Source organism: Streptomyces sp. NPDC058620 (assembly GCF_042717135.1).
In the GTDB taxonomy this organism is placed as follows: domain Bacteria; phylum Actinomycetota; class Actinomycetes; order Streptomycetales; family Streptomycetaceae; genus Streptomyces.
Map to the genome: position 1 here is coordinate 179886 of NZ_JBHXQO010000001.1, position 17219 is coordinate 197104.

The following is a 17219-nucleotide window of genomic DNA, read 5'->3' on the forward strand; positions in this document are numbered from 1 at the left end:
CCACACACAAACCCACCACCGACTCCGCGCCCCCCCCCCCCCCCCCCCAAAAAAACCCCAAACCACACCCCCCACCCCACAACCCCCCCAAACGCCACACAACCCCACCCCACCCCCCACCCCCCCCCCCACCACCCCCCACAGCCCCTCAGCCCCCTCGCTCCCCCGTCGCGCAGAACCCCCCCGGTCGGCGGGACGTCCGTCGTGGACGGCGACGGCATCGAGACGGCGCGCAGCTCCCGTCCGGTCGCCCCGGGCGTACGCCTCACCTCGTACGACCGCCTGGAGTCCGACAAGTGGCTGCGGGTCGACAGCCTCTCCGTCGACCTCGACGGCAGCGGCGTGCACGCCGACTACCTCTCCACGGGCAAGGTCGCGGCGCGTCGTACGGTCTCCGAGCTCGCCGCCGCGCACGACCCCGGAACCGGCCGTCGCACCGTCGCCGCGATCAACGCGGACTTCTTCGACATCAACCAGACCGGCGCACCGCAGGGACCCGGCGTCAGGGACGGCGCGATGGTCCACTCCCCGGCCCCCGGTATCCACCGGGCCGTCGGCATAGGACCGGAGAGCGCGGGCCGTGTCCTGGAGCTGTACTTCGAGGGCACCCTCACCCTCCCGTCCGGCGGGCACCCGCTGACCGCGTACAACGCGGCGAACGTCCCGGCCGGGGGAGTGGGCGCGTACACCTCGGCGTGGGGAAGCGCCGACCGCGCACTGACCGTGGACGCGGCGACGCCCGTCGCGGAGGTGGCGGTACAGGACGGCAGGGTCGTCTCCGTGTCGTCCGCCCCGGGATCGGGTCCCGTCCCCGAGGACACCACGGTCCTCGTCGGCCGCGAGGAGGGCGCCGCCCTCCTGGCAGCCCTGGAACCCGGCGACCCGGTCTCGCTGGAGTACCGCGCCCGCACCGACAGCGGAGCCGTGCCGCGGACCGCCGTCGGGGGCCGCGAACTCCTCGTCGTGGACGGTGTCGCCCAGAACCACGAGGGCGGAGGCAACAACACCGCCGCGCCCCGCACCGCCGTCGGGTTCTCCAAGGACGGCCGCACGATGCAGGTGATCACCGTCGACGGCAGACAGACCGACAGCGGGGGCGTCACCCTCACCGAGCTCGCGACGATGATGCGAAGCGCGGGCTCGCACAGCGCACTCAACCTCGACGGCGGCGGCTCCTCGACCCTCCTGGCACGCGAACCGGGCAGCGACGCGCTCCAGGTGGAGAACAGCCCGTCCGACGGCAGTGAACGCACCGTCCCCAACGGCCTCGCCCTCACCGCACCCGACGGCAGCGGCCGGCTCAAGGGCTTCTGGGTGGAGACCGGTACCCCGGCCGGTACCGCGCCCGGCGACGATCCCGTCAGAGGCGGCCACCCCGAGCGGGTCTTCCCCGGCCTGACCCGGCAGCTCACCGCGGACGGATACGACGAGACCTACGGCCCCGCCGAGGGCACCCCCCACTGGAACGCCGTCGCCTCCGCCGTCGGCAGGGCCGACAGCACCGGCCTCTTCACCGCCCGCCGCAGCGGAACCACCGAAGTCGTCGCCCAGCGCGGCGCGGCCCGCGGCAGCACCCGGCTGACCGTGCTCGACCAGCTGGCCCGGATCCAGCCGACCACCCGGCGCGTCGGCCTCGCCGACGCGGACGCAACCGGCACCTTCGGCATCGTCGGCCTCGACGCCCATGGCTCCAGCGCCCCCGTCGAACCGCGTGACGTCGCCCTCGACTACGACCACGCGCTGTTCGACGTCCGGGACAACGGCCAGGGCGGCTTCACCGTCACCTCCCGCACCGGCAGCGGCGCGGGCCGGATCAGGGCGTCGGTCGCGGGCACCACCACCGTCCTCGCCGTCAGCGTCGGCCTCACCGAACAGGCCGTCTCCTCCTTCGACGACGCCGCGTCGTGGAAGTTCAGTCAGGCCCGCGCGAGTGGTTCACTCGCCGCGACGCCCGACGGCCACACCGGCACCGGGCTGAGGCTCACGTACGACTTCACCCGGTCGACGGCCACCCGTGCCGCCTACGCGGCCCCGGCCCAGCCCGTCGTCGTGCCCGGGCAGCCGCAGTCGTACACGCTGTGGATCAAGGGCGACGGCAACGGTGCCTGGCCGACGCTGCACCTCAAGGACGCAGCGGGCTCGGACCAGTTGCTGCGCGGCCCGTTCCTCACCTGGACCGGCTGGCGGCAGGTCACCTTCGCCGTGCCTGCGGGTGCCGCGATGCCACTGAGCGTGTTCCGCTTCTATCTCGCGGAGACGGCGGCGTCCCGGCAGTACGCCGGCGAGATCGTCATCGACGACCTGACCGCCCAGGTTCCGCCCACGGTCGACCTGCCCGAACAGCACGCCGTCGAGGACCCGTTGATCGATCCGGCGTCGGTGGCCGAGGGCCGGGACTGGCAGTTCGCCGTGATGTCGGACGCCCAGTTCGTCGCCCGTGAACCCGACAGCGCGATCGTCGCCCAGGCCCGCCGCACACTGCGCGAGATCAAGGCGTCGGCGCCCGACTTCCTCGTCATCAACGGAGACCTCGTCGACGAGGGGTCGCCGGCCGACCTCGCCTTCGCCCGGCGGATACTGACCGAGGAGCTCGGGGACGCGCTGCCCTGGTACTACGTACCGGGGAACCACGAGGTGATGGGCGGGAGGATCGACAACTTCGTCGGCGAATTCGGCCCCGCCCAGCGGACCTTCGACCACAAGGGCACCCGGCTCATCACGCTGGACACCTCCAGTCTGAGCCTGCGAGGCGGCGGTTTCGCCCAGATCAAGCACCTGCGCGAACAACTGGACGCCGCCGCCCGGGACACCGGCATCGGCTCCGTCATGCTGATCGAGCACGTCCCGCCGCGCGACCCGACCGTGCAGAAGGGCAGCCAGCTCGGGGACCGCAAGGAGGCGGCCGTGATCGAACGGTGGCTCGCCGACTTCCGTCGTACGACCGGGAAGGGGGCGGCCCTCATCGGCAGCCACGTCGGGGTGTTCCACGCCTCGCACGTCGACGGTGTGCCGTATCTGATCAACGGCAACGCGGGCAAGACCCCGGCGGGCCCGGCGGACGAGGGCGGCTTCACCGGCTGGTCCCTCATCGGGGCGGACCGGGTCATGGCGGAGGAACAGGCCACGGCCCGTCACCGGCCGTGGCAGGGCGCCCCGGACTGGGTCTCGGCCCAGACCCGCGCCCACGTCGACGCCCTCGCAATCGAGGCCCCCGCGGCGCTCGCGGCGGGCGAACGCGGCAAGGTCACCGCGACCCTCACCCAGGGCACGCGCCTCGTCCCGGTCGCCTTCCCGCTCAGCGCGGACTGGACGGCCTCCCCGAACGTCCACGTCGGCCCGGAGTCCGGGGCCCGCCCCCGCCACACAGCGGTACTCGACCCCACCACCGGCACCCTCACCGCCCTGCGCCCGGGCACGGTCACGCTCGCGGTGACGGTCAACGGCACGACGAGCCGAGCGCTCGTCAGCGTCACCGCTGCGGGGGCCGCCCCGGCAGCGTGACGGCACGAAGGAGGGGGTCGCCGGGGGAGGAGAAAGACCTCACCCGGCGGCCCCCGCCCCCGAGGGAGGAGAAGACCTCACCCGGCGGGCCCCGCCTCCGAACTCTCTTACGCCTTGCGGTAGTCGTACGCCTCCGAAGCCGCCGCCTCCACCGCGTCCAGGTCACCGCCGGCCGACGCGGTGACCACCGCGGCGACAGCGCCCTCGACGAACGGTGCATCGATCAGGCGTGCCCCCTCAGGCAGCTCGTCCCCCTCGGCGAGCATGGCCTTGACCGTGAGCACCGCGCTCCCCAGGTCGACCAGTACCGCGATTCCGGCGCCGCCGTCGACCGACCGCGCGGCCTCCGCGATCAGATCCGCGCTCGTCCCCAGGCCCCCGCCGGGGATGCCACCAGCGGCGGCCACGGGTGCCGTCGCCCCGCCCGCCGCGAGCCCTCGCGCCAGCTCGGCGACCGACTCGGCCACCGGCCCGCTGTGCGACACCAGGACGATTCCGACCTGACTCGGCAGCCCGCTCATGAGCCGCTCCCGCCGTCCCCGCGCGTGGTGTCCGCCTCGGCCAGTGCCGCGACGAGCAGCGCGGACGACGTCGCTCCCGGGTCCTGGTGGCCGATGCTCCGCTCACCGAGGTAACTGGCCCGCCCCTTGCGGGCCTGCAGCGGAACGGTGGCGAGCGCACCCGCCTCCGCGGCCTCGCGCGCAGCCGCGAACGACGCTCCCAGCGCGTCGGCCGCGGGCAGCAGGGCGTCGAGCATCGTCTTGTCACCCGCCTGCGCGCCGCCCAGCTGGCCCACCGCCGTGACACCCGCCCCGAACGCCTCGGCCAGCTGCTGCGTCGTCACCTCGGAAGCGTCGCCCAGGGACTTGCCCGTGCGCCGCAGCAGCGTCCCGTACAGCGGGCCGGACGCGCCGCCCACCGTCGAGATCAGCTGCCGTCCGGCGAGCGTCAGTACGGCCCCCGGGGTCTGCGGGGCATCTTTCTCCAGGACGGCGGTCACGGCAGCGAATCCGCGTTGCAGATTGCTGCCGTGGTCGGCATCACCGATCGCCGAGTCGAGCTCGGTCAGTCGGCTCGCCTCACGGTCGACGGCAGCCGCGGTGGCGGCCATCCAGCGGCGGAAGAAGTCGGCGTCGAGCACATCATCTCCTTGTCCAGCAAGTGTGATCCACAGACGGAAGCGCGCTTCAGCGGCCCCACCGCAGGGCGGGCGTCTGCACCGGCGCGTCCCACAGCCGCAGCAGTTCCTCGTCCACCTGGCAGAGCGTGACCGAGCAGCCGGCCATGTCGAGCGAGGTCACGTAGTTCCCCACGAGCGTACGAGCGACGGGCACGCGCCGCTCCGTGAGGACGCGCTGCACCTCGGCATTGAACCCGTACAGCTCCAGCAGCGGCGTCGCACCCATCCCGTTGACCAGAGCGATCACCGGACCGTTGGGCCGGAGGTCCTCGAGTACGGCGTTCACGGCGAAGTCGGCGATCTCCCCGGAGGTCATCATCGGACGCCGTTCCCGCCCCGGCTCGCCGTGGATGCCGATGCCCAACTCCAGCTCGCCCGGCGGAAGATCGAAGGTCGGGCTGCCCTTGGCCGGGGTGGTCACGGCACTGAGCGCCACCCCGAAACTCCGGGACGACTCGTTCACCCGCCGGGCGACCGCGGCCACCCGTTCCAGGGGAGCGCCCTCGCCGGCGAGGGCCCCGGCGATCTTCTCGACGAACAGGGTCGCCCCCGTACCCCGCCGTCCCGCCGTGAACGAGCTGTCGACCACCGCCACGTCGTCGTCGATCAGCACCTGGGCCACCTGCACGCCCTCGTCCTCCGCGAGCTCGGCCGCCATGGTGAAGTTGAGTACGTCTCCGGTGTAGTTCTTGACGACGAACAGCACCCCGGCCCCGCTGTCCACCGCGACCGCGGCCCGCACCATCTGATCCGGGACCGGTGATGTGAACACCTCCCCGGCACAGGCCGCGGACAGCATCCCCGGCCCGACGAACCCGGCGTGCAACGGTTCGTGCCCGGACCCTCCACCGGAGACGAGACCCACCTGCCCGGCCACGGGCGCGTCACGCCGCACCACCAGACGGCCCTCGACGTCCACGGTCAGCTCGGGGTGGGCGGCGGCCATGCCGCGCAGCGCATCGGCGACGACGGTCTCGGGGACATTGATGAGCATTCTCAACGGTTCCTCCTGGGTAGGCTGTCGGCTAGGCCCTGGAGCAGGGAATTACCAGGTCAGTGGGCCTGTGGCGGTTCTTGACGTGTGGCAGTCGACAGCTCCCTCAGGCGGCTTCCGGTGGGGCTGATGCTGACTCAATGCTGAGTTTGCCGGCTTACCGTCAGATAGCCCCCGAGTGTCGCTGACGAGACCAAAGACGTCGTCCAGTATCGAAGAGGCGGGGCCCCATCCGGAAGCGGCGCGTCGAAGGCCGCGCCCGTCCGTTATCACGGATGCGGTCTGCGGAGCGGGCCGTGGCCCGAGTGGCTCTCTTGACGAGTCCATGCCATGGCTGCACCATGCGTCGCACGGGAAGTCCCGTACCCCCCACCCAGGAGACAGCATGCGACTTCGCATACGCGGCAGAAGGTCCGCCACCCTCACGGCCTTACTGGCGCTCGCCGTCGCGGTACCGCTCACCGCCACCACGAGCACCCCGAGCGCGCCCGCCGCACCCGCCACCACACCGGTCGCGGCCGGCGAGGAGGTCATCCGGCAGTACGAGATCCACGGCCCGGAAACCGCCGCCGAACGGACCGCCCTCACCGCCACGGGCGTCTCCGTCGACGAGGCGGACGGCCACTCGGTCGTCGTCAGCGCCAACGCCGGGCAGGCCGCCCGCCTGCGGGCGCTCGGCCACACTCTGAAGGCGCTGCCCCCGCCGCCCGACCGGACCGGCGGACGGGCCGTGCGGCCGATGGACTTCCCATCCGCCGACTCCCGCTACCACAACTACGCGGAGATGAACACGGAGATCAACCAGCGGCTCCAGCAGTACCCGGGCATCATGAGCAAGCGGGTCATCGGCAAGACGTACCAGGGCCGGGACATCATCGCCATCAAGGTCAGTGACAACGTGGCCACCGACGAGAACGAGCCCGAGGTCCTCTTCACGCACCACCAGCACGCACGCGAGCACCTCACCGTCGAGATGGCCCTGTACCTGCTGCGCGAGCTGGGCGCGGGCTACGGCTCCGACTCCCGGATCACCAACGCCGTCAACGGCCGTGAGCTCTGGATCGTGCCGGACCTCAACCCGGACGGCGGCGAGTACGACATCGCCTCCGGCTCCTACCGCAGCTGGCGCAAGAACCGGCAGCCCAACGCCGGCTCGTCGTACGTCGGCACGGACATGAACCGCAACTGGAACTTCAAGTGGGGCTGCTGCGGCGGCTCCTCGGGCTCGACGAGCTCGGAGACCTACCGCGGCACGTCGGCCGAGTCGGCTCCCGAGGTGAAGGTCGTCGCCGACTTCGTCCGCTCCCGGGTGGTCGGCGGCAAGCAGCAGATCAGGGCGGGCATCGACTTCCACACGTACAGCGAGCTGATCCTCTGGCCGTTCGGCTACACCAGCGCCGACACGGCGCCGGGCCTGACCCAGGACGACCGCGACGCCTTCGCCACCGTCGGCCGGAAGATGGCTGCCGGCAACGGCTACACGCCGGAGCAGTCGAGCGACCTCTACATCACCGACGGCTCCATCGACGACTGGCTGTGGGGCAACCAGAAGATCTTCGGCTACACCTTCGAGATGTACCCCGGTGGCTCCGGCGGGGGCGGTTTCTACCCGCCCGACGAGGTCATCGAGCGCGAGACCAGCCGCAACCGCGACGCGGTGCTCCAACTGATCGAGAACGCGGACTGCATGTACCGCTCGATCGGCAAGGAGCAGCAGTACTGCGCCTGACGCCGGCCGCCGGTGCTTGGCTTGCACCGGCGGTTCAGGGGCACGGGGGTCGTCCCGGGGCAGCGTGACCGGGACTGGCGCGGCCGGGGAATCGGCTGTCTCTCTGGCACGCCGGCCGGGTCACCCCGATCCTGGATTCACCCTGCGGAAGTACTCCCGCTTCCCGCCCCGTGCGGGTGTGCGAGACGCTGCCGCCATGAGAGATGCCGCCGCCCCCTTCCTGACCAGCGTTTCACCTGGTCGGGAAGGGAGCGGCGCCGTTCATTGAGCAAATGTCGCGGAATAGATCGGGCGGCCCTGTGACCTGCCACGCTGGGCGGATTCGCACCCGCAGCTTGGAGCATGCCGCTGGCCCGAGGAACACTCCACGGTCAGCTCCGTAACAGCTACCGGATCGCAGCTCTCAGTCAGAAGCCAGGGCGCCGAAGAGCCGGGCGGCCCCGTAGGTTGTTTTGGGCACCCGCGGCGCTGCCCGGCTCGACCCACGATCTGACCCCGTGCGGCGGCACGGGATCGTCGAAGCTTTCGCCGATACGGACCTCAAATGCTGGGCGGACAAGGTGTATCAAGGAGCCGGAGGTCTTGTCCGGGTGCCCTTTCGGGGCCGCGCCGGCCATCCGCTGCTGATCCTGATCAGTCCGGACGGCGGCGTCCGGCGCGTCACCGTCCACGGGCTGCTGCTCTTCTACACCGCACCGTAGGCCCGATGCAGGACCGGTGGCTGGTGCCGCTCAGGGCGGCGGAGCCAGTTCCATAAGCAACTGCCGTGTCTCCAGCACTAGTTCACCTCCGACGGCGGCCGCTGTTCCCTTCTGTTGCTGGAAGTTGTCGGCGAGAGTGCGGTGCGCGGTCCATGCCTTGTCGAACGCCGCCTCGCGGCGCTCGGCAGCGGGGGAGGAGACCGGCGGCTCGGCCTCCTCGGCGCATACGCGTGCGGCCTGCTCCAGCACGTCGGACAGTTCGACGAGAAAGCAGGGGGACGGCGTGGGGAGGCCCATATCGCCGTCGCCGATTCCGTTCAGGGTGCGTGCGACGGCGAGGATGCGGGTGCAGACCCGGCCCCACCGAATGTCTTCCGCGAAGGGTGGGGGCGGGGGGCCCGTCCGCCGCAGCCGTCCGCCCGGGTTCCAGCGCGCTCCCTCCGTGGCCCAGTACCTGGCGTCGGCCACACCCTGGAGGGACAGTGTGAGACGGGATGCCTCGGCGTGCCAGCTCTCCGCCCTCTCCAACGCGCTGTCCTCGCGCAGGCCGTGCGCCATGGTGTCGAGCAGGTTTGCGGAATTCCGCGCGAGTTGGCGCAGGCGATCACGGACGCTGCGCAGATGGACCGGGGGCAGGATGAGGGCGTTGACCGTGATGCCCACCACCGCGCCGATCAGTGTCTCCAGCAGCCGGTGACCGACCGTGGAAGCGCTGGACGATCCGTAGGTGATCACGAAAAGGGCCGTGCTCGCCCCGAGGATGCCCTGGCTCCCGAATCGACGGTAGTTCCCGAGCAGAGTCATGAACGGCAGGGTGAGCAGCATGGCGGCCATGGTCTGGTCATGCGTGATGGCCAGGGCGGCCGAGGCCCACACCGTGCCGAGGGCGATGATGGCGAACTGCTGGGTGCCCGTGCGCAGCGATTGGTAGACGGTGCCACTGACCAGAGCGACAGCCGTCCAGGGGGCCAGGAACGCCATGGGGGCCTGGAGCCACCATCCGGTCAGGGCCCAGGCGATGATCGCTGCCGCTGCTGCTTTGAGGGACTGGACGAGGGTGTCCCGTTCGGGCCCGGACTCCTCGAACGCGCTATGGACGGACCGCCGGACCGCCGCCCACTCCCGCCCGGCCCACCGCCCGGCAGCCAACCGACGTACGTCTCGTGCCAATCCGTTCACTCCCCACAGGGCGGTCCCCGGCCGCGTATACCGTTCGCCGGCTTTCTGTCCCGGTGCCCCCGAGCGGAGAGGATATGCGCCGCAAGGGGCCGAAGAGGTACGGACCGGGCGCGCCGGTATGCCATGGATAGGAGCCCCCGCCCGCAGAGCCCAGCAACCTCACCCAGCGGCGCTAAGAATGCGGGCTCACCGGCCAGGTCGACGATCGACTCACCGGCTTCCTGCCGCCCACCCGCGTCTACGAGGACATCGCCGACGACGGCCGGCTACGCACACCCGAGAACGACGACGCCCTGCCCTCGGACTCCGCGTCTACTTCTACGACTCCGATGGCCGACAGAACCCGTAATCCTGCTCTCTCTGGCCGCCGACAGCATCTCCGGCACGGCCGTACGCCACCCCGAGCGCACCAGCGCCACCCCCGCCCTTCCGCCCGGCACCACCGCCGCCGTGATCGAGTCCGTCCTACTCCTGCACCGGACATCCAATGGGCGTCGAACTCGGCGAGCGGTTGGTTCGGGTCAGAGGTGGAGGCCCGCTGTGAGTGGCACCCCCGACGGGGCCACTCGCGTTCCACGAGATGGTCCTCGACTTGGGCCTACAGGCATCGACAGCGTGAGTGGGTCGTCAATCGGGACGCTGTCCGTGGCCAGCGGCCGATGCCGGCCTCGTGCTGTTGCCGGGAAGTGCCAGGCGGCCCAGCCTGCGCCAGTCGAGTCGGGGCCTGGGGCGGGGAACGCCCGGCCTGTCCTGCGGCACGCGGACTCGCAACGCTGCGGGTCGGATCGAGCAGTGCACCGGAGCCGGAAAGGTGAGGGCTTCTCCGTCGACACCGGCTTGGATCTCGTTGCTGTCAGCGCCTACGAGAACTTCTTCGGTGGTGAGTACGGTGAGGCCGGGCGCGCGCTCGCCGCGCAACAGTTCGGCCGCGCCCGCGGCGCTGTCGACGGTGATGCTGACCAGGCCGAGCACGCCTGAATCGAGCCGGTCGCGTCTGCCAAGCCCGGCCCGGTCGCCGACCCGGTAGGGGTTGTTGCTGACCAGCACGGCCTGCGGGGAGTCGACAGCGAAGCCTTTCGTACGGACGGTGAGCCGGGGACCGACCCTGTGAGTCAGTACGTCGGGGAGCATCTGCAGGGCTGTGCCTACTTTGTCGTCGCGGTAGGCATCGCTTTGTACGATCGCGGCGTATGCGCCGAACGAGGCGTTGTTGACGAAGATGCGGTCACCGATGAGGCCGAGGTCGATGCGCATCTCGATGCCGTCGGTGAGCGCGTTCAGGGAGGGTGAGGGGTCTTCCCGGTCGAGCCCGAGATCCATCGCGAAGTGGTTGCGGGTGCCGGCGGGGACCACGAGAAAGGGGATGTCGTGTTCCGCGGCCACGCCCGCGACCAGTGCCTGGGTGCCGTCACCACCGGCGACACCCAGGAGGTCGGCTCCCTCGGCGACAGCCTGCCTTGCCAACGCGGCGACATCGACGTGGTGGGCGGGGTCGAGCAGGACCACTCTGGCTCCCAGCGCCTCGGCCTTCTCCCGCAGGCCGAATCGGCCCACCTTTCCACCGCCAGAGTGGGGGTTCATGATGAGGACCGGTTGCTGCGGCGGCGGTACGGAGCGGGTGCGAGGAACTGTCGGCTTGGCTTCGGCGAGAGCCGCCCATCCAGCAGCCGTCGCCACAGCGCCCAGGGCCAGATACACCAGCAGTACCCGAAGGAGCCCGGAGGCCACCTCAAGCACGATGACGGCCACGGGCGCTGCCACTGCCAGGGCGACGGCGATCATCCGCACCAGGCCACGGCGGGTAAGCGCCCACCACAGCGCCGCGGCCATGACGACTGCGCCGGCCAAGCCTATGGCCAGCAGTCCGACGCCTCTGAGTCCCGCCATGACGACCAGGATGATCACCGACGCCCCGGCAGTCGTGATCGCCAGCCGCGCGGCCCAGCGCCGAGTCCGGGACGGGGCCACGCCAGTGCTTTCGTCCATGACATTTCTCCAAGTCCTTTCAGCGGTCATCAGCCCACGTCGCCGGAGCCGGGCGAAGCCGGCGTCCATGTCCGCGTCGCTCCGTCCGCGGCTCGGCGTGTAGGGGCGGGCCGGGAGTCCCCACCACCCCTCGGTCAGCAGGAGGATCTCCACGGCGTCGACACCGCCGACCGCCCAGGAGATGACGTGGCTGTCACCTCGGTGCTCGCGCACCAGGTCCGCTGCCCGCCACAGGTCGCCCATAGGCCGGCCGGGGAAGCCGAGCGGGCGCAGTCCCGAGTTGGCGCCCCGGGCGGCCCACGACGCCGCTTCGGCAGCCCGTAGCAGGGGGTCGGTGGCCCCGGCGAGGTCCTCGGGCTGCTCGCCGAGGATGCGTTGCAGCATCGCCGTCGCGCCCTGCTGCCGGCCCTCCAGAATCGTCCTCCGGTCGCTGATCCGCCATCCGGTGTGGACGTAGGGCACGACGACCTTCGGGTTGAAGCAGCCGAATGCGGCGGCCACGACCTCTCCCGCCACCTGCCCGTGCACGCGCCACGGCTGGTGAAGCAGGACTTCATCTCCGGTCGTGCCACGCCGTCCTGAGTCACAGGACTCCCGTCGAAGCCGAGCGCCTCGTACGCCGCGTGTGCCTCCGGGGCGAAGTAGACCCCCGCCGCCACCGGCTCCACCGCGTTGCGCAGCCGCCGGGCGTTCTCGGTGTAGTCGGGCGTCATACGATGCTCCTTGACTGGCCGTCAGAGCTTCCGTTCACGGCGTCGTCGCGATGACCGCCAGCGGGAGGGCGCCGTCGCAGAAGTCCGACTGCCGCTCTCCGGGTCCCCTCGTCGGTCCCGGGGGCTCGGGACGGGGTGGGCCGTCATGCCAAGGCGGAAGCGCCCGGCCGGAGGCGGGGTCATGGAGCTGGACCCCCTCTGGAGTGATCTCCGGGGGCGGGGGCGTCCAGTCGTAGCCCCCGATGAAGAGCGCGGGTTGAACCAGGCCGAGTCCGCGTAGTACGCGAAGCCCTCCCGCTGTCGGGCACGCAGGCCGACTGTGCGGGCGCTCGCGGTGCCGATCGCCACGGCCTCTTCGAGGAGGCCCCGCATCCGGGTGTCGGGGTTGAACTCATGACCCTTGGCGATCCCGATCTCGCGAAACGCGCCGCCGGCCTCCAGACCGCCCGACCCGGCGGGCTGCTCCTGGACGAGGGTGTTGAGCAGCTCGTAGAAGGAGTAGTCGTTCGGCGGAAGGGTGTTGATCACCAGGCCGGTGCCCTCGGTGAAGGCTGGGGGGTCGGCGGGGGTGATCGGCGCGAGCGGCGCCTTGCACTGGAGGAAGGACCCGATGCGGGTCCCGTAGCCGCCAGGCGTGTACGGGGCGATACGCAACGTCTCCTTGATCCGCGCGATCGTCGGCGCCGGGTCACCGCCCTCCAGGAACGCCCGCCCCAGCACCATGGCCTGCCAGGTGGAGCAGCGTCCGACGAACAGCCCGCCCTCGGGCTCCGGACCGTCGTAGCCGGGCGACAGCAGCACGAACGTAGCGCCGACGCCGCGATCGGGGCCGGGCAGACCGAAGTCGATCACCCAGCGGAACCACATGTCGTTGATCGTGCCCAGACAGCCGGGCGGGACCTGGACGGTCACCGGCCCGTCGGTGAGGTCGAGGAAACTCAGGAAGTACACGGTGTCGGCGTTGCCGGTGAGGAACAGCGACGCGCCGTCCATCAGGCCCGAGTGCAGCAGCACGGTGTTGTCGGCCGCCCCCGCGTCCAGGAAGCCCCGTCGCAGCGCTCGAACCGAAACCCCTTGCAGACCCGCGAGATACGCGTTCACGGCGCGCGTCGGATCGAGGTGGTCGAAGACCTTCTCGCACGTGTCGGCATCCGGGATTTTGTCGGCGAACTGCAGAGTGCCGATCCTTGTCTCCACGGCATCGGGCGTCGTCACAGACGAGGGAATCTCCGCGAATCCACTCATAGTGACATGGTGCCTGGCCCATGAACGTTCCGCATTTGCGTCAGCTGCGGTGGTGGGCGCCGGACCCGTGTGCCGTTGTACTTCCGCGAGGCACAGTCGTTGAGTGACGGCATTCCTCAGGGGCTGCGATGGAGACGTTGCCGCTGGCGTCGGTCCGGACGCGCGTGGATGGCGACGCTCCCCGCAACGCCGGGCTCTGCGGGCACCCGGAACCGCCGCTTTGCCGCTAAGCAACAGTTGCTATCCTGCACACGTTCGAACACGTACCTGGGGCAGCGGCCCCGCTTCCTGTTCGTACAAGACGCCTTCGGCCCGGCGCCGGAGCCGTCGGCAGTTGGATTTTCTGGCCATCTCCATCAGCGAGTCGATGACCTGCCGGGCGTGGGACGGACAGGGTGCTGGTGGTGTCGCTCATGGGCAGGGGTCTTCCTGATCGGTGCGGACAGCCCTGGACTAGGGTGCCGGGATGTTGGAGAAGGTGGGTGCTGAGGTTCTGGCCGAGCGCGAGCGCGTCGCGGCCCGGGTGCGGGACGAACTGGTGGCCGCCGGCTTGCCGGTCGTGGCGCCGGGGCTGAGTCCGGTGCTGTCAGAAGGCGTTGAGGTCAACGTCGACGCGTTCGACGACGACGCAGGTGGGGTGTCCGTGGGCTGGAGGTCCAGCCCACGGCTGGAGAGCTGTGTGCTGCGTGCAGCCAGACGCAACCTCCCGGACCATCCGGCGCTCGTCCATCAACGGGTTGTGCTGGAGGCGATGCTTGCGGCGATCACCGCGATCCTGGGATCGGCCGGCTTCACGGTGCGCGACAGCCTCAACGACTATGCGCCGTTCACTGTGCAGGTGCCGGCCGGGCCCGGTGGCAGCCCGTCGTGGGCGCTACGCGACGAAGAGGTGGCCGTGCCGCGCCGGTCGGCTGACGGCTGCGGGGCCTCAGCCGACAGATCCGAATCCTGACCTGGTCGAGGTGCCCGGTTGCAGGCCGTGCTGTTCGCCGGGCCTGGTCGGCTCGGAGTCGTCGTGTTCGACCTGGTGGGCCAGGATCGCCATCAGGGTCGCCGTCGGCGGACCGCTCGACGGTCGCCGCGGTGCCCAACGCCCGGTCGACCGCGTCGATGCCGTGCAGTTTCGCCAGCGCGACCGCGTCGGTCATCTTCGCCGGGACCCGACCCGCCGGGGTGGGGCCGCAGCCGCGCTCGCCATCCCCGCTCTCCTGCGCCGGGTACGAGAGTCATCGACCAGACCGCAGTTGGTCTCGGCGCCCTGAACCTCAGGCTCCTCCGGGAAATCCGGTACCGGCGACGGAGACCGGCCCGCTCGAAGGGGGCGCGTCCCGGGGGAGCCGTCTGTGCGGGTGCCGCCGCCCCCGTCGGTCGAGCGGCTGGAGCGGCGGCTGTTCGCGAGGAGGGCTCGATGAAGGCGGGGTTCCCATCTGCAGCGGGTCGTTGTGGGTGACGGCTTGGTTCAGGGGCACGGCTCCTGGGAGCCGGGCTCGGGATCTGCCTGATTCGGGTGGAGCCTGATCTCCCGCCTTGCTCGACTTGTGAGCACGGGTGATCGCCCTGGGGACCCGAGTCCCGGTCCTCGCCGTTCAGCAGGCCCTGCGCCAGGTCCCCAGCTCCCACTTCTTCTGCATGGAGGAGAGCCCCAGCCTGCGGGACTCGGGGCAGAAGCGGTGGGCCGGCTCGGTGTACTCGACGTGGAAGACCGCCTTGCCGGCCTCGATGAACGGTGTGAGCCGCGCGCACTCGCCGTACTGCGCGCACTGCTCGTTGACCGCGAAGTCGAAGTCGTCCACCAGCTGCGGGATCTGCGGCAGGTCGTTCTTCAGGCCCACCGCCAGGCCGCGTTCGTGGGCGATGTGGGCGATCATGCGGTTGTACCTCAGCTGGTCCCGCGCGGTGAGCGGAAAGCCGGTGTTGTCGCCGTACCCCTCCACGAGGTCGGGTTCCACCGCGTCGAACCCCTTCTCCCGGCACATGTCGAACCGCCGTTCCATGATCGGCCGCAGCAGGGAGATCCGGCGGATGTCGAGCCAGCGCTCGCCCTGCCAGCCGTTCGGTCCGCCCAGCACCGAGCGGGGGAAGGCGTCCTTGTCGGGCCGGTAGTCCTCCCATGCGCCCACGTTGATGTAGCAGATCACCTTACGGCCGGCGCGGTGGAGCCGGGCGACGTCCGCGGCGTCGTTCTCGAAGCCGTCGATGTCGTAGACCGGCACGTCGGCCGCCGCGGGGTCGACCTTCCCGTTGAGCTGCCACTGCCAAGCCAGCCCGGGGCGCGGCTGCCACCGCCCCTCCCGCGGCCCCTCCGCCGCCGTGCCCCGGCCGCCGCCCGTATCGGAACAACCGGTCAGCGTGGTAGTCACCGAGAGCGCCATCACCGTCAGCAGGGTCGCCCACGCCGGAGCTCCGTGCCTCACCGCTCCGCTCCCGGCAGCACCGGCGTCAGCCGGGACCAAGGGTTGGGTGGTTCCCCGGTCACTGGGCCGGACACCGAGGCGCCACGCTCGTGGGCGGTGCGCACGGCCAGCGGGGCCAGCGCCTCGGGCACGCCGTACACCAGATGGCAGAAGCGGTCGGGCGAATGGCGCGCCGTCCAGTCGGGTCTGCTGAACGCCGACACATAGGTGGACCAGGGGCCCTCGAACGTGACGACGAGGTCGGCGATCCGGGCGTAGCCGGGGGCCGGGTGCACGCCCGGGTTGAGGACCACGGACGACGCGCCCTGCCGGCGCAGCGCGCGCACCAGCCTCCGGTAGGCGGGCAGCGCGTCCTCGGCCGCGCTCACCCGGTCCAGGAAACAGCCGTCGGTCGCGTACCACTCCTGGTGCCGGGCGGTATCGGCGGTGACATCCGCGGCGGGCCGGGTGCCGTAGTCGGTGTCCACGTAGCCGAGCACCCGGGCGCCCGCTCCGCGCAGCGCGCCGGCCACGGAGACGAAGGCGGGATCGGGAGCGCCGCCCGGCCCGTCCGCGGGATTGAGCACGACGGCGTAGGTGCGGTCGGCCGCCGCGATGAGCCGGTGCCAGGCGCCCGGGTCCACGGCCGGGTGGACGTACAGCGGGATCAGCAGGCTCACGACGGCAGTTCGCCTTCCTCGCACGGGGGGTGGGCGCCGGCGGACCACAGCGCCGCCAGCGACTCCCGGAGCGCATACGAGGGACGCCAGCCGAGGGCCGTCCGGGCGGCAGAGATGTCGGAACACTGCCAGGACACCTGCTCCGAGCGGGTGGAGCCGGCGCCCTGTTCCTCGATGCGTCCGCGGAAGTCCGCGATGTCCGCGAGCGTGCGCACCAGGTGGCGCACCGGTACGGCGTCGCCGCCGCCGATGTTGAGCACGCGCGGCAGCGGCCCGGGCGCGGTCACCGCCCGCTCCACCGCCCACGCCACGTCGCGTGCGTCGACGAAGTCGCGGTACGCCGACAGGTCCCCGAGGCGGAGCACCGCGTCCGGGTCCGAACCCGCCTCGCGCAACAGCCGGGTGACCCGGCCGGGCAGCCCGGCGGGCGGTGCCCCGGGCCCCACCGGGTTGCCGACCCGGAGGACGAGCGCGTCCAGGGCGGAGGCGGTTACGGTGACCGTGCCGGCCAGTTTCGTGGCCCCGTAGGCGCTGAGCGGGCGGGTGGCCGCCGACTCCACCGTCGGGACCCGGCCGGTCCCCGGGCCGTACTCGGCGGCCGAACCGAGATGGACCAGCCGGGCCGAGGGACAGGCCAGGGCCATCGCCGCGCACAGGACGGCGGGCCCCCGGGCGTTGGCCTCCGCCAGCGTCACCGGGTCCCCGCCGGTGGCACCGGCGCAGTTGACCACGGCGTCCGGCGCCACCGACGCCAGGGTCTTGGCGAGCCGGTCGGCGGAGTCGGTGGCGAGGTCGACGGGAACGCCGGCGGCGGGGGACCGGCCGCCGGCGAGGACCCGCGCGCCCCGAAGGGCGCCGAGCCGCTCGGCGACGTGGGCCCCCAGATAGCCGGTGGAGCCCAGGACGAGAATGCGCATA

Annotated in this window: 12 protein-coding genes and 2 pseudogenes; 4 read left to right on the forward strand and 10 right to left on the reverse strand. The window is 71.4% G+C overall.

The window, feature by feature from the left end; translation table 11 throughout:
* Positions 1 to 204 precede the first annotated feature (204 nt).
* The gene (locus tag ACFWSK_RS00830; RefSeq protein ID WP_383780074.1) at positions 205 to 3501 is read left to right on the forward strand and encodes a phosphodiester glycosidase family protein; all 3297 of its coding nucleotides are present in this window, start codon (positions 205 to 207) and stop codon (positions 3499 to 3501) included.
* 107 nt (positions 3502 to 3608) lie between these two features.
* Here ACFWSK_RS00830 and ACFWSK_RS00835 read toward each other — a convergent pair whose 3' ends face one another.
* Genes ACFWSK_RS00835 through dhaK form a run of 3 tightly spaced genes read right to left on the reverse strand, consistent with a single transcriptional unit; the run spans position 3609 to position 5681 of the window.
* Positions 3609 to 4022, reverse strand: a complete 414-nt coding sequence (locus tag ACFWSK_RS00835) for a PTS-dependent dihydroxyacetone kinase phosphotransferase subunit DhaM (protein WP_383780077.1) — start codon at positions 4020 to 4022, stop codon at positions 3609 to 3611.
* On the reverse strand, positions 4019 to 4642 hold the full coding sequence (gene dhaL, locus ACFWSK_RS00840; RefSeq protein WP_383780079.1) for a dihydroxyacetone kinase subunit DhaL: 624 nt from the start codon (positions 4640 to 4642) through the stop codon (positions 4019 to 4021). Before dhaL ends, ACFWSK_RS00835 begins: the two co-directional genes overlap by 4 nt.
* Positions 4643 to 4688: 46 nt before the next feature.
* On the reverse strand, positions 4689 to 5681 hold the full coding sequence (dhaK, locus tag ACFWSK_RS00845; protein ID WP_383780082.1) for a dihydroxyacetone kinase subunit DhaK: 993 nt from the start codon (positions 5679 to 5681) through the stop codon (positions 4689 to 4691).
* Between the two features lie 379 nt (positions 5682 to 6060).
* On the opposite strand from dhaK, the gene ACFWSK_RS00850 reads away from it, so the two are divergent.
* Positions 6061 to 7404, forward strand: coding sequence for a M14 family metallopeptidase (locus tag ACFWSK_RS00850; RefSeq protein ID WP_383780084.1), 1344 nt, complete (start codon positions 6061 to 6063; stop codon positions 7402 to 7404).
* Positions 7405 to 7848: 444 nt separating this feature from the next.
* Positions 7849 to 8012, forward strand: a pseudogene (locus tag ACFWSK_RS00855) (IS5/IS1182 family transposase); the annotation flags it as partial.
* Between the two features lie 123 nt (positions 8013 to 8135).
* Here the strand turns inward: ACFWSK_RS00855 and ACFWSK_RS00860 are convergent.
* The 4 genes and pseudogenes from ACFWSK_RS00860 to ACFWSK_RS00875 all read right to left on the reverse strand — a co-directional run bounded on the left by ACFWSK_RS00860 (position 8136) and on the right by ACFWSK_RS00875 (position 13228).
* Positions 8136 to 9275 (reverse strand): aromatic acid exporter family protein, encoded by a 1140-nt coding sequence (locus tag ACFWSK_RS00860; RefSeq protein WP_383780087.1) that lies wholly within the window; start codon positions 9273 to 9275, stop codon positions 8136 to 8138.
* A 636-nt stretch (positions 9276 to 9911) separates the two neighbouring features.
* Positions 9912 to 11270 carry a diacylglycerol/lipid kinase family protein gene (locus tag ACFWSK_RS00865; RefSeq protein ID WP_383780777.1) on the reverse strand — a complete coding sequence of 453 codons (1359 nt, stop codon included), beginning with the start codon at positions 11268 to 11270 and terminating at the stop codon, positions 9912 to 9914.
* Between the two features lie 75 nt (positions 11271 to 11345).
* A pseudogene (locus ACFWSK_RS00870) lies at positions 11346 to 11983 on the reverse strand (hypothetical protein); the annotation flags it as partial.
* Positions 11984 to 12004: 21 nt separating this feature from the next.
* The gene (locus tag ACFWSK_RS00875; RefSeq protein WP_383780089.1) at positions 12005 to 13228 is read right to left on the reverse strand and encodes a DUF1254 domain-containing protein; all 1224 of its coding nucleotides are present in this window, start codon (positions 13226 to 13228) and stop codon (positions 12005 to 12007) included.
* A 466-nt stretch (positions 13229 to 13694) separates the two neighbouring features.
* Here ACFWSK_RS00875 and ACFWSK_RS00880 point away from each other — a divergent pair, with 466 nt between their 5' ends.
* Positions 13695 to 14180: a hypothetical protein gene (locus ACFWSK_RS00880; protein WP_383780092.1), complete on the forward strand. Its 486-nt coding sequence runs from the start codon at positions 13695 to 13697 to the stop codon at positions 14178 to 14180.
* 634 nt (positions 14181 to 14814) lie between these two features.
* Here the strand turns inward: ACFWSK_RS00880 and ACFWSK_RS00885 are convergent.
* From ACFWSK_RS00885 to ACFWSK_RS00895, 3 genes are read right to left on the reverse strand one after another with little or no spacing between them, the layout of a single operon-like run.
* Positions 14815 to 15642 (reverse strand): endo alpha-1,4 polygalactosaminidase, encoded by an 828-nt coding sequence (locus ACFWSK_RS00885; RefSeq protein WP_383780095.1) that lies wholly within the window; start codon positions 15640 to 15642, stop codon positions 14815 to 14817.
* Positions 15639 to 16301, reverse strand: a complete 663-nt coding sequence (locus ACFWSK_RS00890) for a spherulation-specific family 4 protein (RefSeq protein ID WP_383780097.1) — start codon at positions 16299 to 16301, stop codon at positions 15639 to 15641. The genes ACFWSK_RS00885 and ACFWSK_RS00890 overlap by 4 nt, the downstream gene beginning before the upstream one ends.
* The gene (locus ACFWSK_RS00895) at positions 16298 to 17218 is read right to left on the reverse strand and encodes an NAD-dependent epimerase/dehydratase family protein (protein ID WP_383780099.1); all 921 of its coding nucleotides are present in this window, start codon (positions 17216 to 17218) and stop codon (positions 16298 to 16300) included. Before ACFWSK_RS00895 ends, ACFWSK_RS00890 begins: the two co-directional genes overlap by 4 nt.
* Position 17219 lies beyond the last annotated feature (1 nt).

Excerpts from the sequence above, each read along its gene's own strand:
- ACFWSK_RS00875 (WP_383780089.1), bottom strand. The coding sequence starts at position 13,228 with ATGAGTGGATTCGCGGAGATTCCCTCGTCTGTGACGACGCCCGATGCC.
- ACFWSK_RS00850 (WP_383780084.1), top strand. The coding sequence starts at position 6,061 with ATGCGACTTCGCATACGCGGCAGAAGGTCCGCCACCCTCACGGCCTTA.
- ACFWSK_RS00865 (WP_383780777.1), bottom strand. The coding sequence starts at position 11,270 with ATGGACGAAAGCACTGGCGTGGCCCCGTCCCGGACTCGGCGCTGGGCC.
- ACFWSK_RS00880 (WP_383780092.1), top strand. The coding sequence starts at position 13,695 with ATGTTGGAGAAGGTGGGTGCTGAGGTTCTGGCCGAGCGCGAGCGCGTC.
- ACFWSK_RS00895 (WP_383780099.1), bottom strand. The coding sequence starts at position 17,218 with ATGCGCATTCTCGTCCTGGGCTCCACCGGCTATCTGGGGGCCCACGTC.
- ACFWSK_RS00835 (WP_383780077.1), bottom strand. The coding sequence starts at position 4,022 with ATGAGCGGGCTGCCGAGTCAGGTCGGAATCGTCCTGGTGTCGCACAGC.